At 38.0% G+C, this 18369-nt stretch carries 19 protein-coding genes; 8 read left to right on the forward strand and 11 right to left on the reverse strand.

Going from position 1 to position 18369, the window contains the following annotated elements; translation table 11 throughout:
• Nucleotides 1-96 precede the first annotated feature (96 nt).
• The 3 genes from urtA to I9192_RS21130 form a co-directional block, all read right to left on the reverse strand.
• Nucleotides 97-1386 (reverse strand): urea ABC transporter substrate-binding protein, encoded by a 1290-nt coding sequence (gene urtA, locus I9192_RS21120; protein ID WP_005035133.1) that lies wholly within the window; start codon nucleotides 1384-1386, stop codon nucleotides 97-99.
• Nucleotides 1387-1993: 607 nt separating this feature from the next.
• Nucleotides 1994-3874 carry a DNA topoisomerase IV subunit B gene (gene parE / locus I9192_RS21125; protein WP_004826028.1) on the reverse strand — a complete coding sequence of 627 codons (1881 nt, stop codon included), beginning with the start codon at nucleotides 3872-3874 and terminating at the stop codon, nucleotides 1994-1996.
• Nucleotides 3875-3890: 16 nt separating this feature from the next.
• On the reverse strand, nucleotides 3891-4475 hold the full coding sequence (locus I9192_RS21130; protein WP_005035131.1) for a YqiA/YcfP family alpha/beta fold hydrolase: 585 nt from the start codon (nucleotides 4473-4475) through the stop codon (nucleotides 3891-3893).
• Between the two features lie 243 nt (nucleotides 4476-4718).
• Here I9192_RS21130 and I9192_RS21135 point away from each other — a divergent pair, with 243 nt between their 5' ends.
• Nucleotides 4719-6050, forward strand: coding sequence for a PGAP1-like alpha/beta domain-containing protein (locus I9192_RS21135; protein WP_005035129.1), 1332 nt, complete (start codon nucleotides 4719-4721; stop codon nucleotides 6048-6050).
• Between the two features lie 53 nt (nucleotides 6051-6103).
• Here I9192_RS21135 and I9192_RS21140 read toward each other — a convergent pair whose 3' ends face one another.
• The 3 genes from I9192_RS21140 to gshA all read right to left on the reverse strand — a co-directional run bounded on the left by I9192_RS21140 (nucleotide 6104) and on the right by gshA (nucleotide 8807).
• Nucleotides 6104-6619: a hypothetical protein gene (locus I9192_RS21140; protein ID WP_227567162.1), complete on the reverse strand. Its 516-nt coding sequence runs from the start codon at nucleotides 6617-6619 to the stop codon at nucleotides 6104-6106.
• Nucleotides 6620-6705: 86 nt separating this feature from the next.
• Nucleotides 6706-7200 carry a disulfide bond formation protein B gene (locus I9192_RS21145; protein ID WP_005035126.1) on the reverse strand — a complete coding sequence of 165 codons (495 nt, stop codon included), beginning with the start codon at nucleotides 7198-7200 and terminating at the stop codon, nucleotides 6706-6708.
• A 29-nt stretch (nucleotides 7201-7229) separates the two neighbouring features.
• Complete coding sequence (gene gshA / locus I9192_RS21150; RefSeq protein WP_005035124.1) at nucleotides 7230-8807, reverse strand: glutamate--cysteine ligase; 1578 nt, start codon at nucleotides 8805-8807, stop codon at nucleotides 7230-7232.
• 211 nt (nucleotides 8808-9018) lie between these two features.
• Between gshA and I9192_RS21155 the strand changes: the two genes are divergently transcribed.
• The gene (locus I9192_RS21155) at nucleotides 9019-9558 is read left to right on the forward strand and encodes a DUF924 family protein (RefSeq protein WP_004826015.1); all 540 of its coding nucleotides are present in this window, start codon (nucleotides 9019-9021) and stop codon (nucleotides 9556-9558) included.
• Nucleotides 9559-9596: 38 nt separating this feature from the next.
• Here the strand turns inward: I9192_RS21155 and I9192_RS22430 are convergent, their stop codons facing one another.
• Both I9192_RS22430 and I9192_RS22435 read right to left on the reverse strand, forming a co-directional pair.
• Nucleotides 9597-9845, reverse strand: a complete 249-nt coding sequence (locus I9192_RS22430) for a dihydrofolate reductase family protein (RefSeq protein ID WP_005035122.1) — start codon at nucleotides 9843-9845, stop codon at nucleotides 9597-9599.
• A 28-nt stretch (nucleotides 9846-9873) separates the two neighbouring features.
• Nucleotides 9874-10125, reverse strand: a complete 252-nt coding sequence (locus tag I9192_RS22435) for a dihydrofolate reductase family protein (RefSeq protein WP_005035119.1) — start codon at nucleotides 10123-10125, stop codon at nucleotides 9874-9876.
• A gap of 211 nt (nucleotides 10126-10336) precedes the next feature.
• Here I9192_RS22435 and I9192_RS21165 point away from each other — a divergent pair, with 211 nt between their 5' ends.
• Nucleotides 10337-10903, forward strand: a complete 567-nt coding sequence (locus I9192_RS21165) for a CC0125/CC1285 family lipoprotein (protein WP_005035116.1) — start codon at nucleotides 10337-10339, stop codon at nucleotides 10901-10903.
• 29 nt (nucleotides 10904-10932) lie between these two features.
• Nucleotides 10933-12252: a DUF445 domain-containing protein gene (locus tag I9192_RS21170; protein WP_005035114.1), complete on the forward strand. Its 1320-nt coding sequence runs from the start codon at nucleotides 10933-10935 to the stop codon at nucleotides 12250-12252.
• A 140-nt stretch (nucleotides 12253-12392) separates the two neighbouring features.
• Here I9192_RS21170 and I9192_RS21175 read toward each other — a convergent pair whose 3' ends face one another.
• Nucleotides 12393-13151, reverse strand: a complete 759-nt coding sequence (locus tag I9192_RS21175) for an SIMPL domain-containing protein (RefSeq protein ID WP_004826006.1) — start codon at nucleotides 13149-13151, stop codon at nucleotides 12393-12395.
• A 151-nt stretch (nucleotides 13152-13302) separates the two neighbouring features.
• Between I9192_RS21175 and I9192_RS21180 the strand changes: the two genes are divergently transcribed.
• Nucleotides 13303-13740 (forward strand): GNAT family N-acetyltransferase, encoded by a 438-nt coding sequence (locus I9192_RS21180; RefSeq protein ID WP_200150024.1) that lies wholly within the window; start codon nucleotides 13303-13305, stop codon nucleotides 13738-13740.
• A gap of 200 nt (nucleotides 13741-13940) precedes the next feature.
• Here I9192_RS21180 and I9192_RS21185 read toward each other — a convergent pair whose 3' ends face one another.
• A complete protein-coding gene (locus tag I9192_RS21185; protein WP_005035109.1) occupies nucleotides 13941-14378 on the reverse strand; it encodes a hypothetical protein in 438 nt (145 codons plus the stop codon).
• 540 nt (nucleotides 14379-14918) lie between these two features.
• On the opposite strand from I9192_RS21185, the gene I9192_RS21190 reads away from it, so the two are divergent.
• The 3 genes from I9192_RS21190 (at nucleotide 14919) to I9192_RS21200 (ending at nucleotide 17647) form a co-directional block, all read left to right on the forward strand.
• Nucleotides 14919-15899: a DUF1852 domain-containing protein gene (locus tag I9192_RS21190; protein ID WP_005035107.1), complete on the forward strand. Its 981-nt coding sequence runs from the start codon at nucleotides 14919-14921 to the stop codon at nucleotides 15897-15899.
• Nucleotides 15900-15922: 23 nt separating this feature from the next.
• Nucleotides 15923-16951, forward strand: a complete 1029-nt coding sequence (locus I9192_RS21195) for a methionine synthase (protein WP_005035105.1) — start codon at nucleotides 15923-15925, stop codon at nucleotides 16949-16951.
• Between the two features lie 204 nt (nucleotides 16952-17155).
• Nucleotides 17156-17647, forward strand: a complete 492-nt coding sequence (locus tag I9192_RS21200) for a flavin reductase (protein WP_004825996.1) — start codon at nucleotides 17156-17158, stop codon at nucleotides 17645-17647.
• Between the two features lie 72 nt (nucleotides 17648-17719).
• Here I9192_RS21200 and I9192_RS21205 read toward each other — a convergent pair whose 3' ends face one another.
• On the reverse strand, nucleotides 17720-18355 hold the full coding sequence (locus I9192_RS21205; RefSeq protein WP_005035102.1) for a hypothetical protein: 636 nt from the start codon (nucleotides 18353-18355) through the stop codon (nucleotides 17720-17722).
• Nucleotides 18356-18369 lie beyond the last annotated feature (14 nt).

Consider the following 18369-nt stretch of genomic DNA (forward strand, 5'->3'; position numbering starts at 1 on the left):
CGCAACTCCCCCTATTCTTGTTGAAATACAATGACGCTAGATCTTGGTCATGGGTTAAGCTTGCTGAAACACAGCAAGCTTCGGGGTTTAAAATGCCTATTTAGGAATATACGGACTCCACGGCTCTGCTTTGATCGGTTGAGGGCTCTTATACACCACATCAAACTGCCCATCGGCGCGAATTTGCCCAATCATGACGGGCTTATGTAAGTGATGATTGGTGGCATCCATGCTTAATGTATAACCAGAAGGGGCTTTGAAAGTTTGACCTGCCATTGCATCACGCACTTTATCCACGTCCGTTGTTCCAGCCTTTTCAACGGCTTGTTTCCACATATGGATACCGACATAAGTTGCTTCCATTGGATCATTGGTGACTAATTTGCTTGCATTCGGTAGTTTGTATTCCACTGCGTACTGTTTCATTTTATTGATAAATTCTGCATTTACTGGATTCTTCACCGACATGAAGTAGTTCCACGATGCCAGATGCCCGACCAAAGGTTTGGTATCAATACCTCGTAATTCCTCTTCTCCGACTGAGAATGCCATCACTGGAATATCCGAAGCTTTGATTCCCTGATTGCCCAATTCACGATAAAACGGCACATTGGAATCGCCATTGATAGTTGAGATCACAGCGGTTTTTTTACCCGCAGCAAATTTTTTGATATTTCCAACAATGGTTTGATAGTTACTATGACCAAAAGGTGTGTATTCTTCCATAATGTCTGCATCGGCGACGCCTTTAGACTTTAAGAATGCACGCAAGATTTTGTTGGTGGTGCGTGGATAAACATAGTCCGTACCTAACAGAACAAAACGTTGCGCCTTTCCACCTTCATCACTCATCAAATACTCAACCGCTGGAATCGCTTGTTGATTCGGTGCGGCGCCTGTATAGAAAATATTTTTAGATTGCTCTTGACCCTCATACTGCACAGGATAGAACAACAAACCATTGAGCTCTTCAACAACAGGTAATACCGACTTACGTGAAACGGATGTCCAACATCCAAAGATCACCGCCACCTTATCTTGGGTAATCAACTGACGCGCTTTCTCAGCAAATAGTGGCCAATCTGATGCTGGGTCAACCACGACAGGTTCAAGTTTTTTCCCCATCACACCACCGCTTGCATTGATTTCATTGATTGCCATCAATGCCGTGTCTTTAAGCGAAGTTTCTGAGATCGCCATAGTTCCTGACAGTGAATGTAAAATACCCACTTTGATCGTGTCGCCACTTGCAGCAGGTGCCTTGTTTTCAGCGGTAGTGGGTTTCGCGTCAGTTTTATCAGCAGGCTTTGAACACCCCGTCAATACCATGCTCCCCATCATTGCAGCAACTAACAGTGTTTTTGAAAACATTTTTTGTTGGAACATGATTTTTTCTCCAAACCTTTTGGTGCATTTTTAAATGCATGATTTTGTTTATACCTAACAGGCTGGATTCAATTTCTATGCCAAGTGGAAAATTTAATTTTTTTGAATAGCTTTCTTAAAGCAATAACATATTGAAAATTAATAAGACTATCAGTACTATTTTTTTCTCTAAAGCAGATGAATTATGCTCTACAAATACCTATCCAATAGGATAGAAAAGGAGAGATAGCGAATCTAAAAATGCGAGATTAAAGTCCACACTGATCAAATTAAGTGCGATTTTTCCGCTTAAAAATGAGCAAAGAGAGTGCAGATTGAGTGTGATAAGTTAGGATAAAAACGGACAATTCCTGTACTTTTAAAAAGTCAATATCGTCAATCTGTTGAAAACTCATACCGTAAAATAGAACCTCTCTTGATCAATAAAATCAATGCGATGAATTTATTGTTGAATGATCTAAAGCTTTTATTGCCACGCTTTAGCGCTTATGAATAATCAAGCAGTTTGACTATAGGTTGGGCAATATGGATTTAAAAGCGGATAAAAAAAGATGAGGTCTTCTAGACCTCATCTTTTTACAAGAGCTTTTATCAAAGCATATGCTGTTTAAACAGTTAAATCTGCGAGATTACCTTTTTGCTCTAACCAGTCTTTGCGATCACTGGCACGTTTTTTTGCCAGTAATTTGTCCAATAAGCCTGCGGTATGATGTGCATCATCTAAATCCAACTGAACCAAACGTCGAGTGTTTGGGTCTAAAGTTGTTTCACGCAATTGGCTCGCGTTCATCTCTCCCAATCCTTTAAATCGGGTGATCTGCGGGTTCTTAGACTTTACTCTCTTTAAGATAGCTTCTAACTCATCATCATCCAATGCATAATAAACATCTTTATTATCGTCGATTCGATACAAAGGCGGCATCGCTACGTATAAATGCCCTGCATCCACCATTGCTGGGAAATGTTTCACGAATAAAGCACACAACAACGTTGCGATGTGTAAACCATCAGAATCCGCATCGGCAAGAATACAAATTTTGCCATAACGTAATTCTGAAAGATCGTCACTTCCAGGATCCACACCAATCGCGATCGCAATATTGTGAACTTCTTGAGAAGCTAAAACCTCATCCGAAGACACTTCCCATGTATTTAAGATTTTGCCACGAATCGGCATAATGGCTTGGAAGTTTTTATCACGCGCCTGTTTGGCAGAACCGCCAGCTGAATCCCCTTCCACAATAAAAAGTTCTGATTCTTCAAGCGTATGTCCAACACAATCTGATAATTTCCCAGGTAGTGTAGGTCCAGCAACGATTTTTTTACGTTCAACTTTCTTTGCTGCTTTTAAACGTCGACCAGCTTTGGCAATCACGATTTCAGCCAATTGCATGGCAACTTCGGCATTCTGATTGAGCCACAGGGCAAAAGCATCTTTGGCAATATTCAAGACAATATTGGATGCTTCACGACTAGAAAGACGTTCTTTGGTTTGACCTGAGAATTGTGGTTCTTGGAATTTAAGTGAGAGAATGAAATTCACACCATCCCAAACATCTTCTGCTGACAATTTCATATTACGTGGCAATAAGTTACGCAATTCACAAAATTCACGCATCGCATCGGTAACACCTGAACGTAAACCGTTCACATGTGTACCGCCTTGTGCTGTTGGAATCAAGTTGACATAACTTTCTTGAATCTGCTCTCCACCTTCGATATTCCAGCAAATTGCAAATTCAGCACTGGCACGCTCAGCTTCGCCTGTTGCAACAAAAGCAGGTTCAGGAATAATTTCACGATCTTGCAATTCATCCATCAAATAGTCGACTAAACCATTTTCAAATTGCCATTCGATTTTCTCGTCATTAATCTGATCAATATAATTAATCTGCAAACCTGCAGCCAAAACAGCTTTAGCTTTTAAATTGTGCTTTAACGCTTTAAGCGCAAATTTAGGCGAATCAAAATACTTAGCTTCAGGCCAAAAACGTACCGTTGTGCCTGTTGCACGTTTAGCAACTTTACCTTCTAAAACTTCTAAAGGTGCGACAGGTTCACCACGCTCAAAAGCCATTTTATAGAGATTGCCTTGGCGCTGAACCTCAACCTCAACACGATCAGACAAGGCATTTACCACAGAAATCCCGACCCCATGTAAGCCGCCAGAAAACTGATAATTGTCTGTACTGAACTTACCACCTGCGTGCAGTTTGGTCAGAATAATTTCGATGCCACTTTGTCCATACTCAGGATGAATATCGACTGGCATACCACGACCATTGTCTTCAACAGATAAAGAACCGTCTTTATATACCGTGACAGTGATTTTGTTGGCATGCCCTGCAAGTGCCTCATCGACCGCATTATCAATAACTTCTTGCGCCAAATGATTTGGACGCGTGGTATCTGTATACATGCCTGGACGACGACGCACAGGGTCTAAGCCAGATAATACTTCAAGTGATTGAGCCGTATATTGAGACACGTTTAAGTTTTTCCTTTTATTTTACGGAGTAAGATAAAAACTCCACAATCATGGGAATTTTATCTGCAAAATCTTCCATCGCATGATTACCATGCATTTCTGTCATGATCAAGGATGTGTGTGGAGCTGTACTATAATACCGTTCAGCCTCACGATAATCCAAAACTTCATCACCTTGTTGCAATAACACCATTATTTTGTCTGCATCTTGCACAAACGGTACAGCAATATCTTCCAAATACGCCAATTGAGCATGATCCAGTGTCCATTGTTCTGTCACCTGATAAGGCATATGCTCAGTTCCAAAAAGACGACGAAACAATTCCCATGGTCGCATAGCTGGATTAATTAAAACAGCGGGTACACCGTATTTTGCGACCAACTGTGTCGCATAAAACCCCCCTAGACTGCTGCCAACCAAGACTACATCTGACCATTGCTCAATATATGCTGAAATTTTCGCCAACACATCTTTTGGATGTTGATTTAAATCAGGTAAATGCACATTATGCGATGAATGGCATCGACAGTAATCATTCAGTTGTTGCCCTTTAATAGACAACGAGCTACTTTTAAAACCATGTAAATAAATAATATTCATTGAAAATAGATTGCTTTTTCACCACTAATGTTTTAATTTTTAATGTGACTCAAATCACAGAATTGTTTTAATTTGTATGTTTGGGAATCTTGTCCGACAAAAAATTAAAACTTTAATGCAATTATCGGTATTTTAAATAGTGTTCAGGATGAACAAGATAAGATGATTGCCTAAGAATTTATACATGGATCTAGAGCAAAAATAAAGTCTTTGTTCCAGATCAATATGGATGAGGAAATAACAATGCCAAGTTTAACCCCTTTACACGAAACCTATTGTAAGTGGGATCGCTCGCCTCCGAGTCAGGCAGACGTATTAGAAGGCTTAGCACAGTTAGTGAGTACACCGCTTAGTGGTGTCGTTCAGGACTTCATCCAGTCGATTCAGCGTGAAATGTTACTGAGTATTTTTGGTTTAAGTAAGCAAAAAGCTAAACGTTTTCAGTCACGTCCAATCGTCGATAAATTCTATAAATTCGGTTATAACGCTTTACAAAATTATGGTAGTCACCTGTTGGCGCCTGTACTTCGTAAAACCATTGAACGTTTCCCAAATCTACATGATAAACCACTTAATGCGCATATGACTTTTTTAGTCAGTGCTTTAAATGGTGTGCTGGGCGATTACCTTTTGGCGACACATAATCCATTGGCACTTTCACCGGTACTTTATGATCATTACGGTGCATTACAACAAGGTGATCTGGCAGGTCGTGTGGTGATTTTCGCACACGGTTTGTGTATGACTTATCAGGATTGGAGCAACCGTGGCAATGGCGGTATTGGAGAAAAATTACTGGCACAACGTGATAACAACACCATGCTCTATTTTCACTACAATACTGGGCGCAGAATTTCAGCCAATGGACGCTCGTTAGCCAATCTGTTAGAAGACCTCATCAAACGTAATCCACGTATTACCAGTATTGATTTGATTGGACACAGTATGGGAGGTTTGGTTTGTCGTAGTGCCTTATTCTATGGCAAGCAGAATATGCACCAATGGTTTCATATGGTTGAAAACCTAGTATGTATTGGTTCTCCGCATCATGGCGCGGTGTTGGAACGCTTTGGTTTTGCAATCCAAGAAAAGATTGGACATTTCCCCATCGTCAAAATCATCAGCCATGTTGTGAATATTCGCAGTAATGGGATTTTAGACTTGCGCTATGGTAGTGTTCGTGATGATGATTGGGAACATAATAATGCGCGTATCGGTTTAATGGACGATAACCGTAAACCTGCGCCACTGCCCTCACACATCAACACCTTTTTAATTGCTGGCACCTTAGAGTTTGAGAATCGAAAAAATCGAACCTTAAAAGTAATTGGCGATTATTTGGTCAGTCTAAAGAGTGCTTTAGGCGAACACCCTAATCCACGCTTTCAATTAAAACTGCCAGAATCGCACAAAGCGGTGTTCTATGGTCTTAACCATTTTGATATTCAATATCACCCTTTGGTTTCAGAACAGATCGCCAAGTGGTTCTACCCACGCCATGATGAATTGGCGGAAGAACAAATCCGTAAATATTTGATTAAATTAGAAAGCATGCAGGGCATTGTAGAAACATAAAGGTAAAAAACCTAGCCCTAAAAAAAGCTGATGTTTAATCAGCTTTTTTTAGATTATTTGATTTCGACTCGATAGGACTTGGTTTTCTTAGGGTCAAGCATTTCACCATATTCATCAAAATTTGATTTTTCTGTACATTGTGTATCAATGAATAATTTTTGATTTTTTGCAATCAAGCCTTGTGTTAACTCACAGGTCCAACCTTGATTATAAAATTTCTGATCAACTTTTTTACCGTTTAAGTCGAATTGTGTCACTTCAATCAAAGACTGTGCCAATGTTCTTGCTGGATGGCTCTGAGATACAGACAACACATAGTATCGACCATGATGTAATTGGCAGTCTTCAACATGACTCGAAAAATAATCAGGATTGGTCTTAAACATTTTAAAAGGTTGGGCACCAAATTTGACATAAGAAACATCTGCTGGGATGGTGTCATCAAATTCGGATTTAAAGTGACAGGATACATCTTGACTGGCAAGTGGTGGTGTCTTGGCTAAAACGGGTGTAGATACACAAAGCGCAATTGCGCCAAGACAACTTAAATATATTTTAGACTTCATCATTTTAATAAGACGATATTGACTGTGATTGTAATGAAATAAGATCATAAAAAAGAGCTGAGCAATACCAACTCTTTTTTATAGTGCTTTTAGTACTTTCTAAACAACTGCCATAAGCTAATCAGTGCCAAAACACTAAAGAACAATAATGACCATACAGGTAAAGACTGACCTAAAAAGGTCCAATCCACCATTGCACACTCACCAGAACCTTTTAAAACATTTTCAAAAACAGCTTTTAAAGGCAAAGTATCTACCCAGTAGTCCAAACCAGGACCACAACTTGGCACTTGATCCTTAGGTAAGTTTTGCAGCCACACATGACGAGCAGCAACACCGACTGACCAAGAGATTGTCACTAAACCCAAGAAACTATAAATGCGTTTCAATACATTATTTTTAGGATGATGTAAAAATGCGATTAAAGAGATCAGTCCAAGACCGATCAACCCAATACGTTGAAAAACACAAAGTGGACATGGTTCAAGCCCTTGCACATGCTCTAAATAGAGTGCAAAAGACATCCCGGCCACACTTGCTAAAAATAAAAGACCACTTACGAAGCGATAACTACGCCATTGCATGGAGCTTCCTCGTTAATATAATCAATGCCTTATCTAAATTTACTCAGATAATCTTCAAAACTTATACTTGTATCTTGTTCAAGTTGCTGTTGTTCTGCGAGAGAAGTTTGAGTAAGACCCTCAAAATACGCTAAAGTTTCAGGACTTAATACATGTTGTTCGTAACTTTCGATATGCTGATTTGCCATATAACTGCCAAAACTCCATGTCCCACCTTGCTCCATGGTATCGGCAATCACTTGTGCTGATAAAGTCTCATCAACATCATCAATCCGTGTTTGCATCACATTGAGCGCTTGACGATACAAATCGGTCGAATAGCTTTGATTCAGTAAAGTTGCAAGCGGTTGCATGGCATTGAGATGTTGTTGTAACCATTCTAACAATGGATATTCAGCACCTGCCTCAATAATTTTGGCATTCGGCGCACGTCCACGATTGACCACCTCAGTTTGGTTTTGTTCAATCACATCTTGCTCTTCATCCCATAAATCTGGGCTATCTTGCAGTAAACAATATAAGGCAACCACTTCCAAGAAGCCTGCGGTATCTTCATTGATCCCGATTGCGCTGTACGGATTGACATCTACAGCACGTAATTCAACATAACCAATACCCCGATCTGCCAATGCTTGAGATGGGGTTTCCCCTGCTCGTGGAACTTGCTTAGGTCGAACAAGACTATAGTATTCATTTTCAATCTGTAAGACATGATCATTGATTTGGATCGGCTCACCTTCGGCATTGTTTAGCCCCAAATGACTAAACTGCGCATAAGGTGAATTCACCGCTTTCTGTAATTCAGCCACATAACTGTCTAAATTGTTATAGTGAATGCCTAATTGTTTTTGAGCAGAATTTTGATAACCAAAACGTCCCATACGCAATGCAGTCGCATAAGGTAAAAATAAAGTGCCTTTGATTAATGGCAATAACTGGTGCTCACGTCCGGTCATAAAACATTTACATACCGACGGGCTCGCGCCCACCAAATACATCACTAACGGCGTTAAACGAATAAAATTACGAATTAAACCCAAGTAACGGTGGCTTCGATAGTCTTGTAAACTCAATGCTTTTAATGCATCGTCTTGTTCATGTTGTTGTAGTTGTTCAAATAAAGCATCAGGAAACGAGACATTATAATGCACGCCTGAAATCGTCTGCATCCGGCGACCGTAGCGAATACCCAAACCATGACGATACAGGGTTTTAAATTTACCAATATTGGATGTGCCGTATTGTGCCAAACGAATATTTTCTTCTTTTTCATCCAACATGCATGGCATAGACAATGTCCAAAGCTTTTCACCATTTTCTAAATGGCGATGTACCACAGCATGTATATCCGTTAAAAAATTTAGCGCTTCAGCAATACTTTCTTTTGGAGGCGTAATAAATTCCATCAACGCTTCCGAATAATCTGTTGTGATATGCGGATGCGTCAAAGCAGAACCTAAAGACAGCGGATGATCGGCTTGTGATAAAAAGCCATTATTTTGCATACGCAGGCTTTCCCGTTCAATGCCACGTAACATCCCTTTGAATAAGGTAGAATCCACCCAATCTGGCACGATAAATTGGGAAATCATTTCGGGTTGACTCATACTTACTCACTTATCTTAAAGAATTTTTTAAAATAAAATATTTGGATGCGCGCAGTATAACGTTATTTATCGATATACACGTATAACCATCGTTGTTTTAAATCAATTATTCACTTTATTTCGAAAAAAGTTTTTATCACAAAGTTCGACTACAAGACATCAAAAATTTGTGTTTGTATAGAAAAATCACCATTAAAGAATTGTAAACATTATGAATTATCAAGAAATTATCGATTTTTGGTTTAGTGCAGAAACGCAACCTTTTTGGTTCGCCAAAAGTGACGCATTTGATCAAACCTTAGATGAGCGCTTTGCACATACCTTAGATCAAGCCAAACAGTGTGAATTATGGACATGGCGGGCAACAGCCGAAGGTCGCCTTGCTGAAATTATTGTTCTAGATCAATTTTCTCGTAATTTATATCGAGATCAAGCCAATGCATTTGCTCAGGATGCTTTGGCACTCGCATTGGCACAAGAAGCGATTCAGCTTAAATTAGATCAAGCGTTAAAGCCTGAACAACGTTCATTCTTATATATGCCATTTATGCACAGTGAATCGAAAATCATTCATGCTCAGGCTTTACAGCTTTTTGAAACGTTGGGTAATCCAATCAATTTGGACTTCGAGAAAAAGCATAAACTGATTATTGACCGTTTTGGACGTTACCCACATCGTAATCAAATTTTGGGAAGAACCTCAACTGCTGAAGAAATTGAGTTTTTAAAACAACCGAATAGCAGTTTTTAATCGCTGTGGCTGATGTAAAATTCATATTGCATCAGCCACTAAAAAACATAGCTTTGCTTAATGATTTTATTTTCAATCATTTCCGCCTGTAATGACTTTAATTGGCGTTCAGTTGTATTAAAGCGAGGAAATAGAGGAATACCACTTCCCAATAAAACAGGCATAATAAAGACATCTAACTGATTGATAAGATTTTGTTCTATTAATGTATTTTGTAATTGAGTTCCTCCAACCACCCACACATTGCCAGAATAATTCTGCTGAAGATGATCAATTAAAGCACTCACTCCATTTGTCCATACTGAAAGAGATGAATCACATAATGTTAAATGGGGGATTGGAACTTACAATAAACCCTTTTTGATTAGGGTAAGGCCATTCAGTACCAAAAGAGCATATCACCTCATAAGCTTTACGCCCCATCAGAATAATATCAATCTCCTTGATGAAATCATCATAGCCACAGTCAATACTTTGAAATGGTGTCAAAAACTCCACGGATCCATCAAGCGTTGCAATATATCCATCTGCACTGGTGGCAATATAACCTCTAATTTGAATCGTCATTTAATTCTCTACACATAATTTATGTTTAATATTCAACTTTTGATAGGCGCATAGGGCAATTTCAGAATTGAGCTAATTTCAAATTACAATCTTCTCTATGGCGATTTAACAAAAATCTTCTTGAAATTCATTGTCAGTCCATCAACTTAGAACACTATAGCACTTAGAAATTTATTCACTTCCATCCCACAAAATGGACAAGGAGCAACAGATGAAAAAAATACTGATTGGTCTGACAATTGTAGCTGTACTCACCATTACGGGTTGTGCCACTACACCAAGCAAACCACGCACCTTTGACCAACTTGGACAATACACCACAGTTCCACTCAATGATCATAGCTATCGCATTAGTTTTCAAGGCAATAGTAATATGAGTTTTGGAACTGCTGAAGAAATTAATCTCGTCAAAGCTGCTCAAACCACCCTATTAAATGGTTTTACATACTTTAAAGTTCTAGATGATCCGAGCAATCGAAGTCAGCAACCTCCTCGTAAAGCTGTGGTCTATCCATCCACAAACTACTATCCATATGGTTGGGGGTATCGTCGCCACCCAATGTTCTGGAATGACCCATTTTACGATATGCCACAAGTCGTCAATATTGATCCCGTACAGATTTCCTATACGATTGAATGTTATAAAGATAAGAAATCATCACCCAACGATGCTTTTGACGCTCGTCTGATTTTGCAATCTTTAGGACCTAAATATGGGGTTAGTCCGACAGGACAGGTACTACAACCACAACCTGATACGGTAACATCAAAGCAATAAAGATAAAGACACTTGTTTTAGGAAAATGAATGAGCGGAATTGAACACAGTGAAATCGCCAACAGTATTCCCAGCCTAGATCGAAGCAAACGCTTTGCCACAATTGCATTGATTGTGGCAGTCGTGGCGTGGATTGCTTTAATCATTTCTGCCAAGTTGCTCCCTGAATATGCATGGTTTATTCATATCCTCATGTTAGGTGCTGAAGCTGGAGTTGTTGGTGGTCTAGCCGACTGGTATGCAATTACGGTCTTGTTCCGCAATCCCTTTGGGAAAATCCCTATTCCTAAGTTTTTAAAAGATCACACTGAAATTATTCCACGTAATAAGGCACGTATTGCGGAATCGATGGGTAAATTTGTTCAGGAAAACTTTCTTTCTCCCCAAATCGTTGAACGGAGTTTAAAAAATACTGACCTGAGTTTAGCCGTAGGTCAATGGTTGGCACATCCAAAAAATAACGGTCAAGTGGTGGATGTGATCCAACAAACAGTACCGAAAATTTTTGAATTTGTTGGTCAGGATCAAATTGGACGTTTTATCCAAAATAACAGCGTGCAATGGGTTCGTAATACCCGTATGAACCAACTTGCCAGTGAAATGCTTCGTGCAGTTTTAGACAATGATTTCCATCAAGATGTGTTACAACGTGGACTCGACATTGCCCATGAATGGATGATGACCCATCCTGAAAGAACACGTGAACTCACACAAACTCTGTTTAAAGAGCTGGGCGTTTCACGCCTTGCCAAAGGTGCAAGCTGGATTGGGATTGATGTTGAGCAACGCACCATTGATTCAATTATTGAAAAAGTTGAGTCGATGCTGGCAGATGAAGAGCATCCAATCCGCCAAAAAATAGAACAAGCAGCACATCAACTGATGGTGCAATTGGCAGATAATAATAGCAATGCCAGCATACGTTTAAACGAAACCAAAAATGCCCTTTTAGACAGTGAACCTGTTTTGAATTTTATTACTGGTGCAGTGGTTATTTTATGTGATGCGATTAAATCTGACCTGCTTAAAGCAGACTCAGGTATTGCGATGAACCTGCGTGTTGCAATTCAACAAGTGGGAGAAAACCTCGTACAAAACCAATCGGTTCGTGACCTGCTCAACGACCGAATCAGCGGTATTGCTGTCAATCTAAGCGATCAATATAGTGAAAAAGTGATTACGTTTATTAGTCAACGAATTCATGAATGGGACTCTACAGAGATGATTGCTAAAATTGAAAATGAAGTCGGTGGCGACTTACACATGATACGCGTGAATGGTGTGGTCGTAGGTGCATTTATTGGTTTGAGTTTAGGTGTCATTCGCGCTGTGATTGATTTTGCGATCTAACGATGACAATGCATACGATGAAATCCATTCAATCACAAGTATAAAATGAATTAAAAATGGGAGCTGAGCTCCCATTCTTTTTACTTAAACATTGATGATGTTAAGACATAATTTGCTCAAATTGAGCTTTTAAGGGTTGGTTAATCAATTGAATAATTAATCGTGACGACGACACGAGCAATTTTATTGATGGTATTTTTGTCATATGCACCGCCATAATCACTGTCATCGTCTGAGCCACTTTCAGGCAAGATATAAAACGCACCTTGGCTTGCAGAGCGCATTGCACCCACTTTCACACCACCCACTTTTGCAAATTCATTGGCACGGCTATGAGCATTCTTTGTGGCATTGGCAATCAATGACATCTTTATTTCTTCTAGATTAGAAACCAAATACTGTGGTTTTTGTTCAATTGAAATACCTTTTTCATCCAGTAGGTATGCATCTTTTGCAGCTTTTTCAATTTTTTGAATATCGCGGGTATTGATCACCAACGACTGCATCGCAACATAACCTCTAAATTCACGAATTGTTTTTCCATCACCCTGATCTACATCTTGATAATAGGGTTGCGAACTTTTATTGCCTAATTTCATTTCTGTGGCTTTAAAACCATGTTCAACAAAGAACGATTGTAAGGTCTTTATTTCTTGATCAAGTAATTGATAGGACGCTGTCACACTGTCCGTCGCACGACTGGTTTGAAGGTTGATTTCCCAACGTGCAGAATCTGCTTGGATAGGTTTTTCTGCCAAACCTTTCACAATAATTGAATTTTTTTCACCACCAAATTGCTTAAAAGCATATCCCAATACACTTGCCGAAATAATAAAACCTAAACTCAGGATCAGTGCAAAAACCCATAAGGTTTTATATGTAATTGATTTATTTTCCATTATTCTAATTTCATCAAAATTATCATATAGATTTTATAATAATAAATGAGCACTAAGTCAACCATATATGATACTGAATAAGATGCTAAATAAATCGTCTTCTTGTATCCTAGCTAAAATAAATGCTTATTTAAATTCGGAGAGAAAATTAGTGAGTTTAATTAATATAAGAAAAGCCGATATTGAAGATTTTAATATTTTATCCGAAATCTGGCTTGAAGCATCATTAATCGCTCACCATTTTATTCCAGAAACATATTGGAAAGCGCATAAGCTCAAAATGCAGCATGTTTATCTTCCTATGTCCGAAGTTTATCTTGCAGAACATAACCAACAAATCTGTGGATTTATTGCTTTACTAGACACCCAAATAGCCGCAATTTTTATCTCACCGCAATATCAGGAAAAAGGTATAGGTACAGGGCTGATCCAATACGCTCAAGCCATACGGACTGAACTAAAATTAAATGTCTATCAAGAAAATCCAAAAAGTGTACAATTTTATAAGACTTTAGGTTTTGAAATTTTAGAAGAAGGTATCGATTTAGAAACCAATTCAAAAGAATTTTTAATGCATTGGATAAAATAATTTGATTGTATTTATTTATACATGAATCTGACGTTTATTCTAAAAATCAGATTCAGCTTGGATTAAAGAATCGTAAACATCATGGCTGTATATAATTAACGCCTTCATCATCAATATAAGCAATAACAAATAAATTATGACTATATTTTTCTTTAAGGTAATGGATTGGGATAGATTAAATTCTTTATTCAAATCATCAACTATTTACATACACCTTCTCGTTTATATTCATGAATTAATGTTGTATTGGATGGCATTTTCGCTTCAACAATTAAATGATTTGCTGAAACACGCTGTACTCGATAATTGACTTTAAATACACTGAAAGCACCTGAACATTGTAAAGCCATACGCCCCTCATTCGGCTGATCACTGGTAATTTGAGTTTTACATTCTTGAGGAATGCTTTCTCGCATCTCATCTGTTTGTTGTTTGATGAAATCTTTAATCTTGATACAACCACGTTCAGTATGGTCTGCTGCTGTAGACTTATGTGGTCGCATGGTTGATTTCCAGCTCCAAATTCCATCTTGAAGATTTTGTGCAGCTTTGAGCTGATAGATTGGAAAATCCGCAGCTACAGCAAGTTTACTTAAGATAAAAACGAAACAGCCCATCAATAGCTTAACGAAATGCATGAAGTAACCCTCCTTTTATAAGTATATGTTTTCTATTTCAGTTCTCATTTTACAGAGACAAAATGTCATTATTATTGACTTAGATCCTGAGCATCAATGGTCTTAAATTATTATCCCCTAATCAACCGTTCAATCACTCAGCAAAGAAACCTCTCAAATATCATTGTATACATATTCAGTCACCCAGTTCAGTATATGACTCATTTGTAATGATTCCATTGTTTTAAGCTGTGAAATATTCAGATGTGATAAGACTATTTGATCACGCAAGTCTTTCTTAATTGAATAAAATTATCAATCATGAATTTTATTCAACTTTTTATGAATTAATATCATTTTTATTCATGTCTGGTTTGGGGTATAAATTACACCATGCTCCTCGCTACAGACCATATCAGCATTGATTTTCAATTTTTCATGCAGTTCAGATAAGAAAATATTGAAAAACTATGGATGAATAAGTTTCAACAATACTTTGAGGTAGTCGACAAGAGCATGAAATAAATTCAGGTTTTTATCTCAGAAATTAGGGTTATCACAATGAGTAAAGAGTTTACATTTACGATTAAGCGCATTAGTTTCGATGAAAACTATCATCCAGCTGACAGTACGCGCATTACAACCAACTTTGCAAATTTAGCAAGAGGTGAGAGTCGTCAAGACAACTTGCGCAATACTCTGAAGATGATCAACAATCGTTTCAATGCTTTGGCACATTGGGATAACCCGAAAGCAGACCGTTACGCTGTCGAACTTGAAATTATTTCAGTGGATATTGATATTGAAGGCAATGGTGAAACTTTCCCAACAATAGAAATTTTGAAAACCAATATTATCGATCACAAAAACAATCAACGTATTGAAGGTATTGTTGGAAATAATTTTTCCTCTTATGTGCGAGACTATGATTTTAGTGTACTTCTGTTAGAACATAATAAAGATAAAGCTGAATTTAGCCTTCCAGACAACTATGGTGAGCTTCACGGTAACATTTTTAATTCATTCGTTCATTCGAATACTTATAAAGATAATTTTAGTAAAGCACCAGTAATTTGTTTGAGTGTTTCTAGCAGCAAAACCTATCACCAAACTGCAAATCAACATCCTGTTTTAGGCGTTGAATATCAACAAGATGAATACTCTCTAACAGATGAGTATTTTGCAAAAATGGGTTTGCAGGTTCGCTATTTTATGCCGCCGAATAGTGTTGCGCCATTAGCATTCTATTTCCGTGGTGATTTACTCAGTGATTACACCAACCTTGAGTTGATCAGTACCATCAGCACCATGGAAACTTTCCAAAAAATTTATCGCCCAGAAATTTACAATGCAAACTCTGTTGCTGGAAAGACTTATCAACCAAGCTTAAAGCATCAGGATTATTCACTGACCCGTATTGTGTATGACCGAGAAGAGCGCAGCCAGTTGGCCATTAAGCAAGGCAAATTTACTGAAGAACAATTCATCAAGCCGTACAAAAGCATCCTTGAGCAGTGGTCTTCAAACTACGTTGCTGTATAACCTAAATAGACAAGATATCGATTATGAAAATTTTATTACCGACTTCAACTGCTGGCAGCTTACCAAAACCGTCTTGGCTTGCAGAACCTGAAAAACTTTGGTCACCTTGGAAATTACAAGATGAGCAATTAATTGAAGGTAAACAAGATGCTTTGCGTTTGTCATTGCAAGAGCAACAACACGCGGGTATTGATATCGTCAGTGATGGTGAACAAACTCGTCAGCATTTCGTAACGACTTTTATTGAACACCTTAATGGTGTCGATTTTGAGAAACGTGAAACTGTTCGTATCCGTAATCGTTATGATGCGAGTGTCCCTACAGTCGTAGGTGAAGTGTCTCGTCAAAAACCAGTTTTCGTTGAAGATGCGAAGTTTTTACGTCAACAAACCTCGCAACCGATTAAATGGGCGTTGCCTGGTCCAATGACCATGATTGATACGCTTTATGATGCGCATTATAAAAGCCGTGAAAAACTGGCTTGGGAATTTGCCAAGATTCTCAATGAAGAAGCGAAAGAGTTAGAAGCCGCAGGTGTAGATATTATTCAGTTTGATGAGCCTGCATTTAATGTATTTTTCGATGAAGTTAACGACTGGGGTGTTGCAACTTTAGAGCGAGCGCTTGAAGGACTTAAATGTGAAACTGCGGTGCACATTTGCTATGGTTATGGTATCAAAGCCAATACAGATTGGAAAAAGACGTTGGGTTCAGAATGGCGCCAATATGAAGAGGCATTCCCTAAACTTCAACAGTCTAAAATCGATATTGTCTCTTTAGAATGTCAAAACTCTCGTGTACCCATGGATTTGATTGAATTGATCCGTGGTAAAAAAGTGATGGTGGGTGCGATTGATGTTGCGACCAACAACATAGAAACGCCAGAAGAAGTTGCCAATACACTGCGTAAAGCACTGCAGTTTGTCGATGCGGATAAGCTTTATCCTTCAACCAACTGTGGAATGGCACCACTCTCTCGTCAAGTCGCACGAGGTAAACTGAATGCCTTAAGTGCAGGTGCAGAAATTGTGCGTAAAGAGCTTTCTCGCTAGTTTTCATTCGTAGTATTCGGTATAAAGGGGAACCATTTCAGTTTGTTTGGATATATATTTCTACGCAAACTGATAACCCCCATTTTTAATCCTGTGTAATTATCCGCCCTACGCATATCTGATCCAGTTAAAATGGTCGACAAGACGCAATAGCAAGGTATCGCTAAATCTAAAAGTGGTACGGTTCAATTTAGGAATGATGTAATGATTGAAGCAAAAAACTATAGAGATGCAATGTCTTTGCTCACCAGTGCGGTCAGTGTGATTACAACAACGGGCTTGTCGGGTCGTTACGGATTCACTGCATCAGCTGTATGTAGCGTGACTGATACACCACCAACCTTACTGGTATGTATGAACAAGGCATCTAGTTCACACGCACATTTTATTGAAAATAAAATTTTAACTGTCAATGTACTCAGCGCACATCATCAGCATATTTCTAAAGCTTTTTCGTCTAAGTTAAGCCCAGAAGAAAGATTTAAACATGGTGTTTGGACCGAGTTAGAAACCGGCGCACCTGTTTTAAAAGATGCTTTGGTGAATTTCGATTGTGAAATTGAGCAAATGCAAGAAGTTGGCACGCATACGATCTTGATTTGTCGTATTGTTGCGATTCAACAGAGCCAACATGATCAAAGCTTGGTTTATTTTAATCGTGCTTACCACCATGTGGGACAGACGGAAATTGCTTAGTGTGTTTGCTGATTTGTAGTGTGATATTAAAATGATTAAAGACTTCTGTGTTATATAAATGCAGTTAAGATGTTAATTTTCAAATTTTTTCAAACTATGCACTTCTATTAATTTCTTCTTTTCATTCATAGATATATTTTTTAATTTTAAAATATCTTTATTTAATAGCTTGTCTGTTTCTAACAACTCTTCAAATGTCATAGATTCTAGAGTCGCAATTGTCTCAGGCTCTAATTGTGTAAGTTCAAACTTTGCTTTGTTCGGATCATAGTAAGTAAATTTTTTTACTCCAGAGTTTTCAAAGTTTTTGTAATACAAAATACCAGAGCTAAATAACTCTTTATTTTTATAAACTTTAAAACTTAAATGATCTTTTGCAAAAACATAGTCATTTTCGACATTTATGTCTTTAAAAATATTTTCTGTATGCTGAATTTTATTAAATTCAGGTGTAAATATATAAAATTCATAATAAAAAATATTTGAATTTAGTGAAGACTTTTTCACCAATTTTCCTTGGTTAATAATGGTTTCTTTCTTAACCAAACCATACCACCTTGAATTTAAATAGTTTTTATACGTATATAAATTTATATTTAAGTTTTCTGAACTTGCTTGATCTTCCACGTTAAAATTTAAGCGAGTAGATTCTTTGATATGTTCTGAACATCCTAATAAGAATATGACTATCAAAATTAATATTTTCATAAAACTTAAATACC

Origin of the sequence: Acinetobacter bereziniae (assembly GCF_016576965.1) — a bacterium.
Taxonomy (GTDB): Bacteria; Pseudomonadota; Gammaproteobacteria; order Pseudomonadales; family Moraxellaceae; genus Acinetobacter; species Acinetobacter bereziniae.

Excerpts from the sequence above, each read along its gene's own strand:
- urtA (WP_005035133.1), bottom strand. The coding sequence starts at position 1,386 with ATGTTCCAACAAAAAATGTTTTCAAAAACACTGTTAGTTGCTGCAATG.
- I9192_RS21130 (WP_005035131.1), bottom strand. The coding sequence starts at position 4,475 with ATGAATATTATTTATTTACATGGTTTTAAAAGTAGCTCGTTGTCTATT.
- I9192_RS21135 (WP_005035129.1), top strand. The coding sequence starts at position 4,719 with ATGCCAAGTTTAACCCCTTTACACGAAACCTATTGTAAGTGGGATCGC.
- I9192_RS21140 (WP_227567162.1), bottom strand. The coding sequence starts at position 6,619 with ATGATGAAGTCTAAAATATATTTAAGTTGTCTTGGCGCAATTGCGCTT.
- I9192_RS21145 (WP_005035126.1), bottom strand. The coding sequence starts at position 7,200 with ATGCAATGGCGTAGTTATCGCTTCGTAAGTGGTCTTTTATTTTTAGCA.
- gshA (WP_005035124.1), bottom strand. The coding sequence starts at position 8,807 with ATGAGTCAACCCGAAATGATTTCCCAATTTATCGTGCCAGATTGGGTG.
- I9192_RS21155 (WP_004826015.1), top strand. The coding sequence starts at position 9,019 with ATGAATTATCAAGAAATTATCGATTTTTGGTTTAGTGCAGAAACGCAA.
- I9192_RS22435 (WP_005035119.1), bottom strand. The coding sequence starts at position 10,125 with ATGACGATTCAAATTAGAGGTTATATTGCCACCAGTGCAGATGGATAT.
- I9192_RS21165 (WP_005035116.1), top strand. The coding sequence starts at position 10,337 with ATGAAAAAAATACTGATTGGTCTGACAATTGTAGCTGTACTCACCATT.
- I9192_RS21170 (WP_005035114.1), top strand. The coding sequence starts at position 10,933 with ATGAGCGGAATTGAACACAGTGAAATCGCCAACAGTATTCCCAGCCTA.
- I9192_RS21175 (WP_004826006.1), bottom strand. The coding sequence starts at position 13,151 with ATGGAAAATAAATCAATTACATATAAAACCTTATGGGTTTTTGCACTG.
- I9192_RS21185 (WP_005035109.1), bottom strand. The coding sequence starts at position 14,378 with ATGCATTTCGTTAAGCTATTGATGGGCTGTTTCGTTTTTATCTTAAGT.
- I9192_RS21190 (WP_005035107.1), top strand. The coding sequence starts at position 14,919 with ATGAGTAAAGAGTTTACATTTACGATTAAGCGCATTAGTTTCGATGAA.
- I9192_RS21195 (WP_005035105.1), top strand. The coding sequence starts at position 15,923 with ATGAAAATTTTATTACCGACTTCAACTGCTGGCAGCTTACCAAAACCG.
- I9192_RS21200 (WP_004825996.1), top strand. The coding sequence starts at position 17,156 with ATGATTGAAGCAAAAAACTATAGAGATGCAATGTCTTTGCTCACCAGT.
- I9192_RS21205 (WP_005035102.1), bottom strand. The coding sequence starts at position 18,355 with ATGAAAATATTAATTTTGATAGTCATATTCTTATTAGGATGTTCAGAA.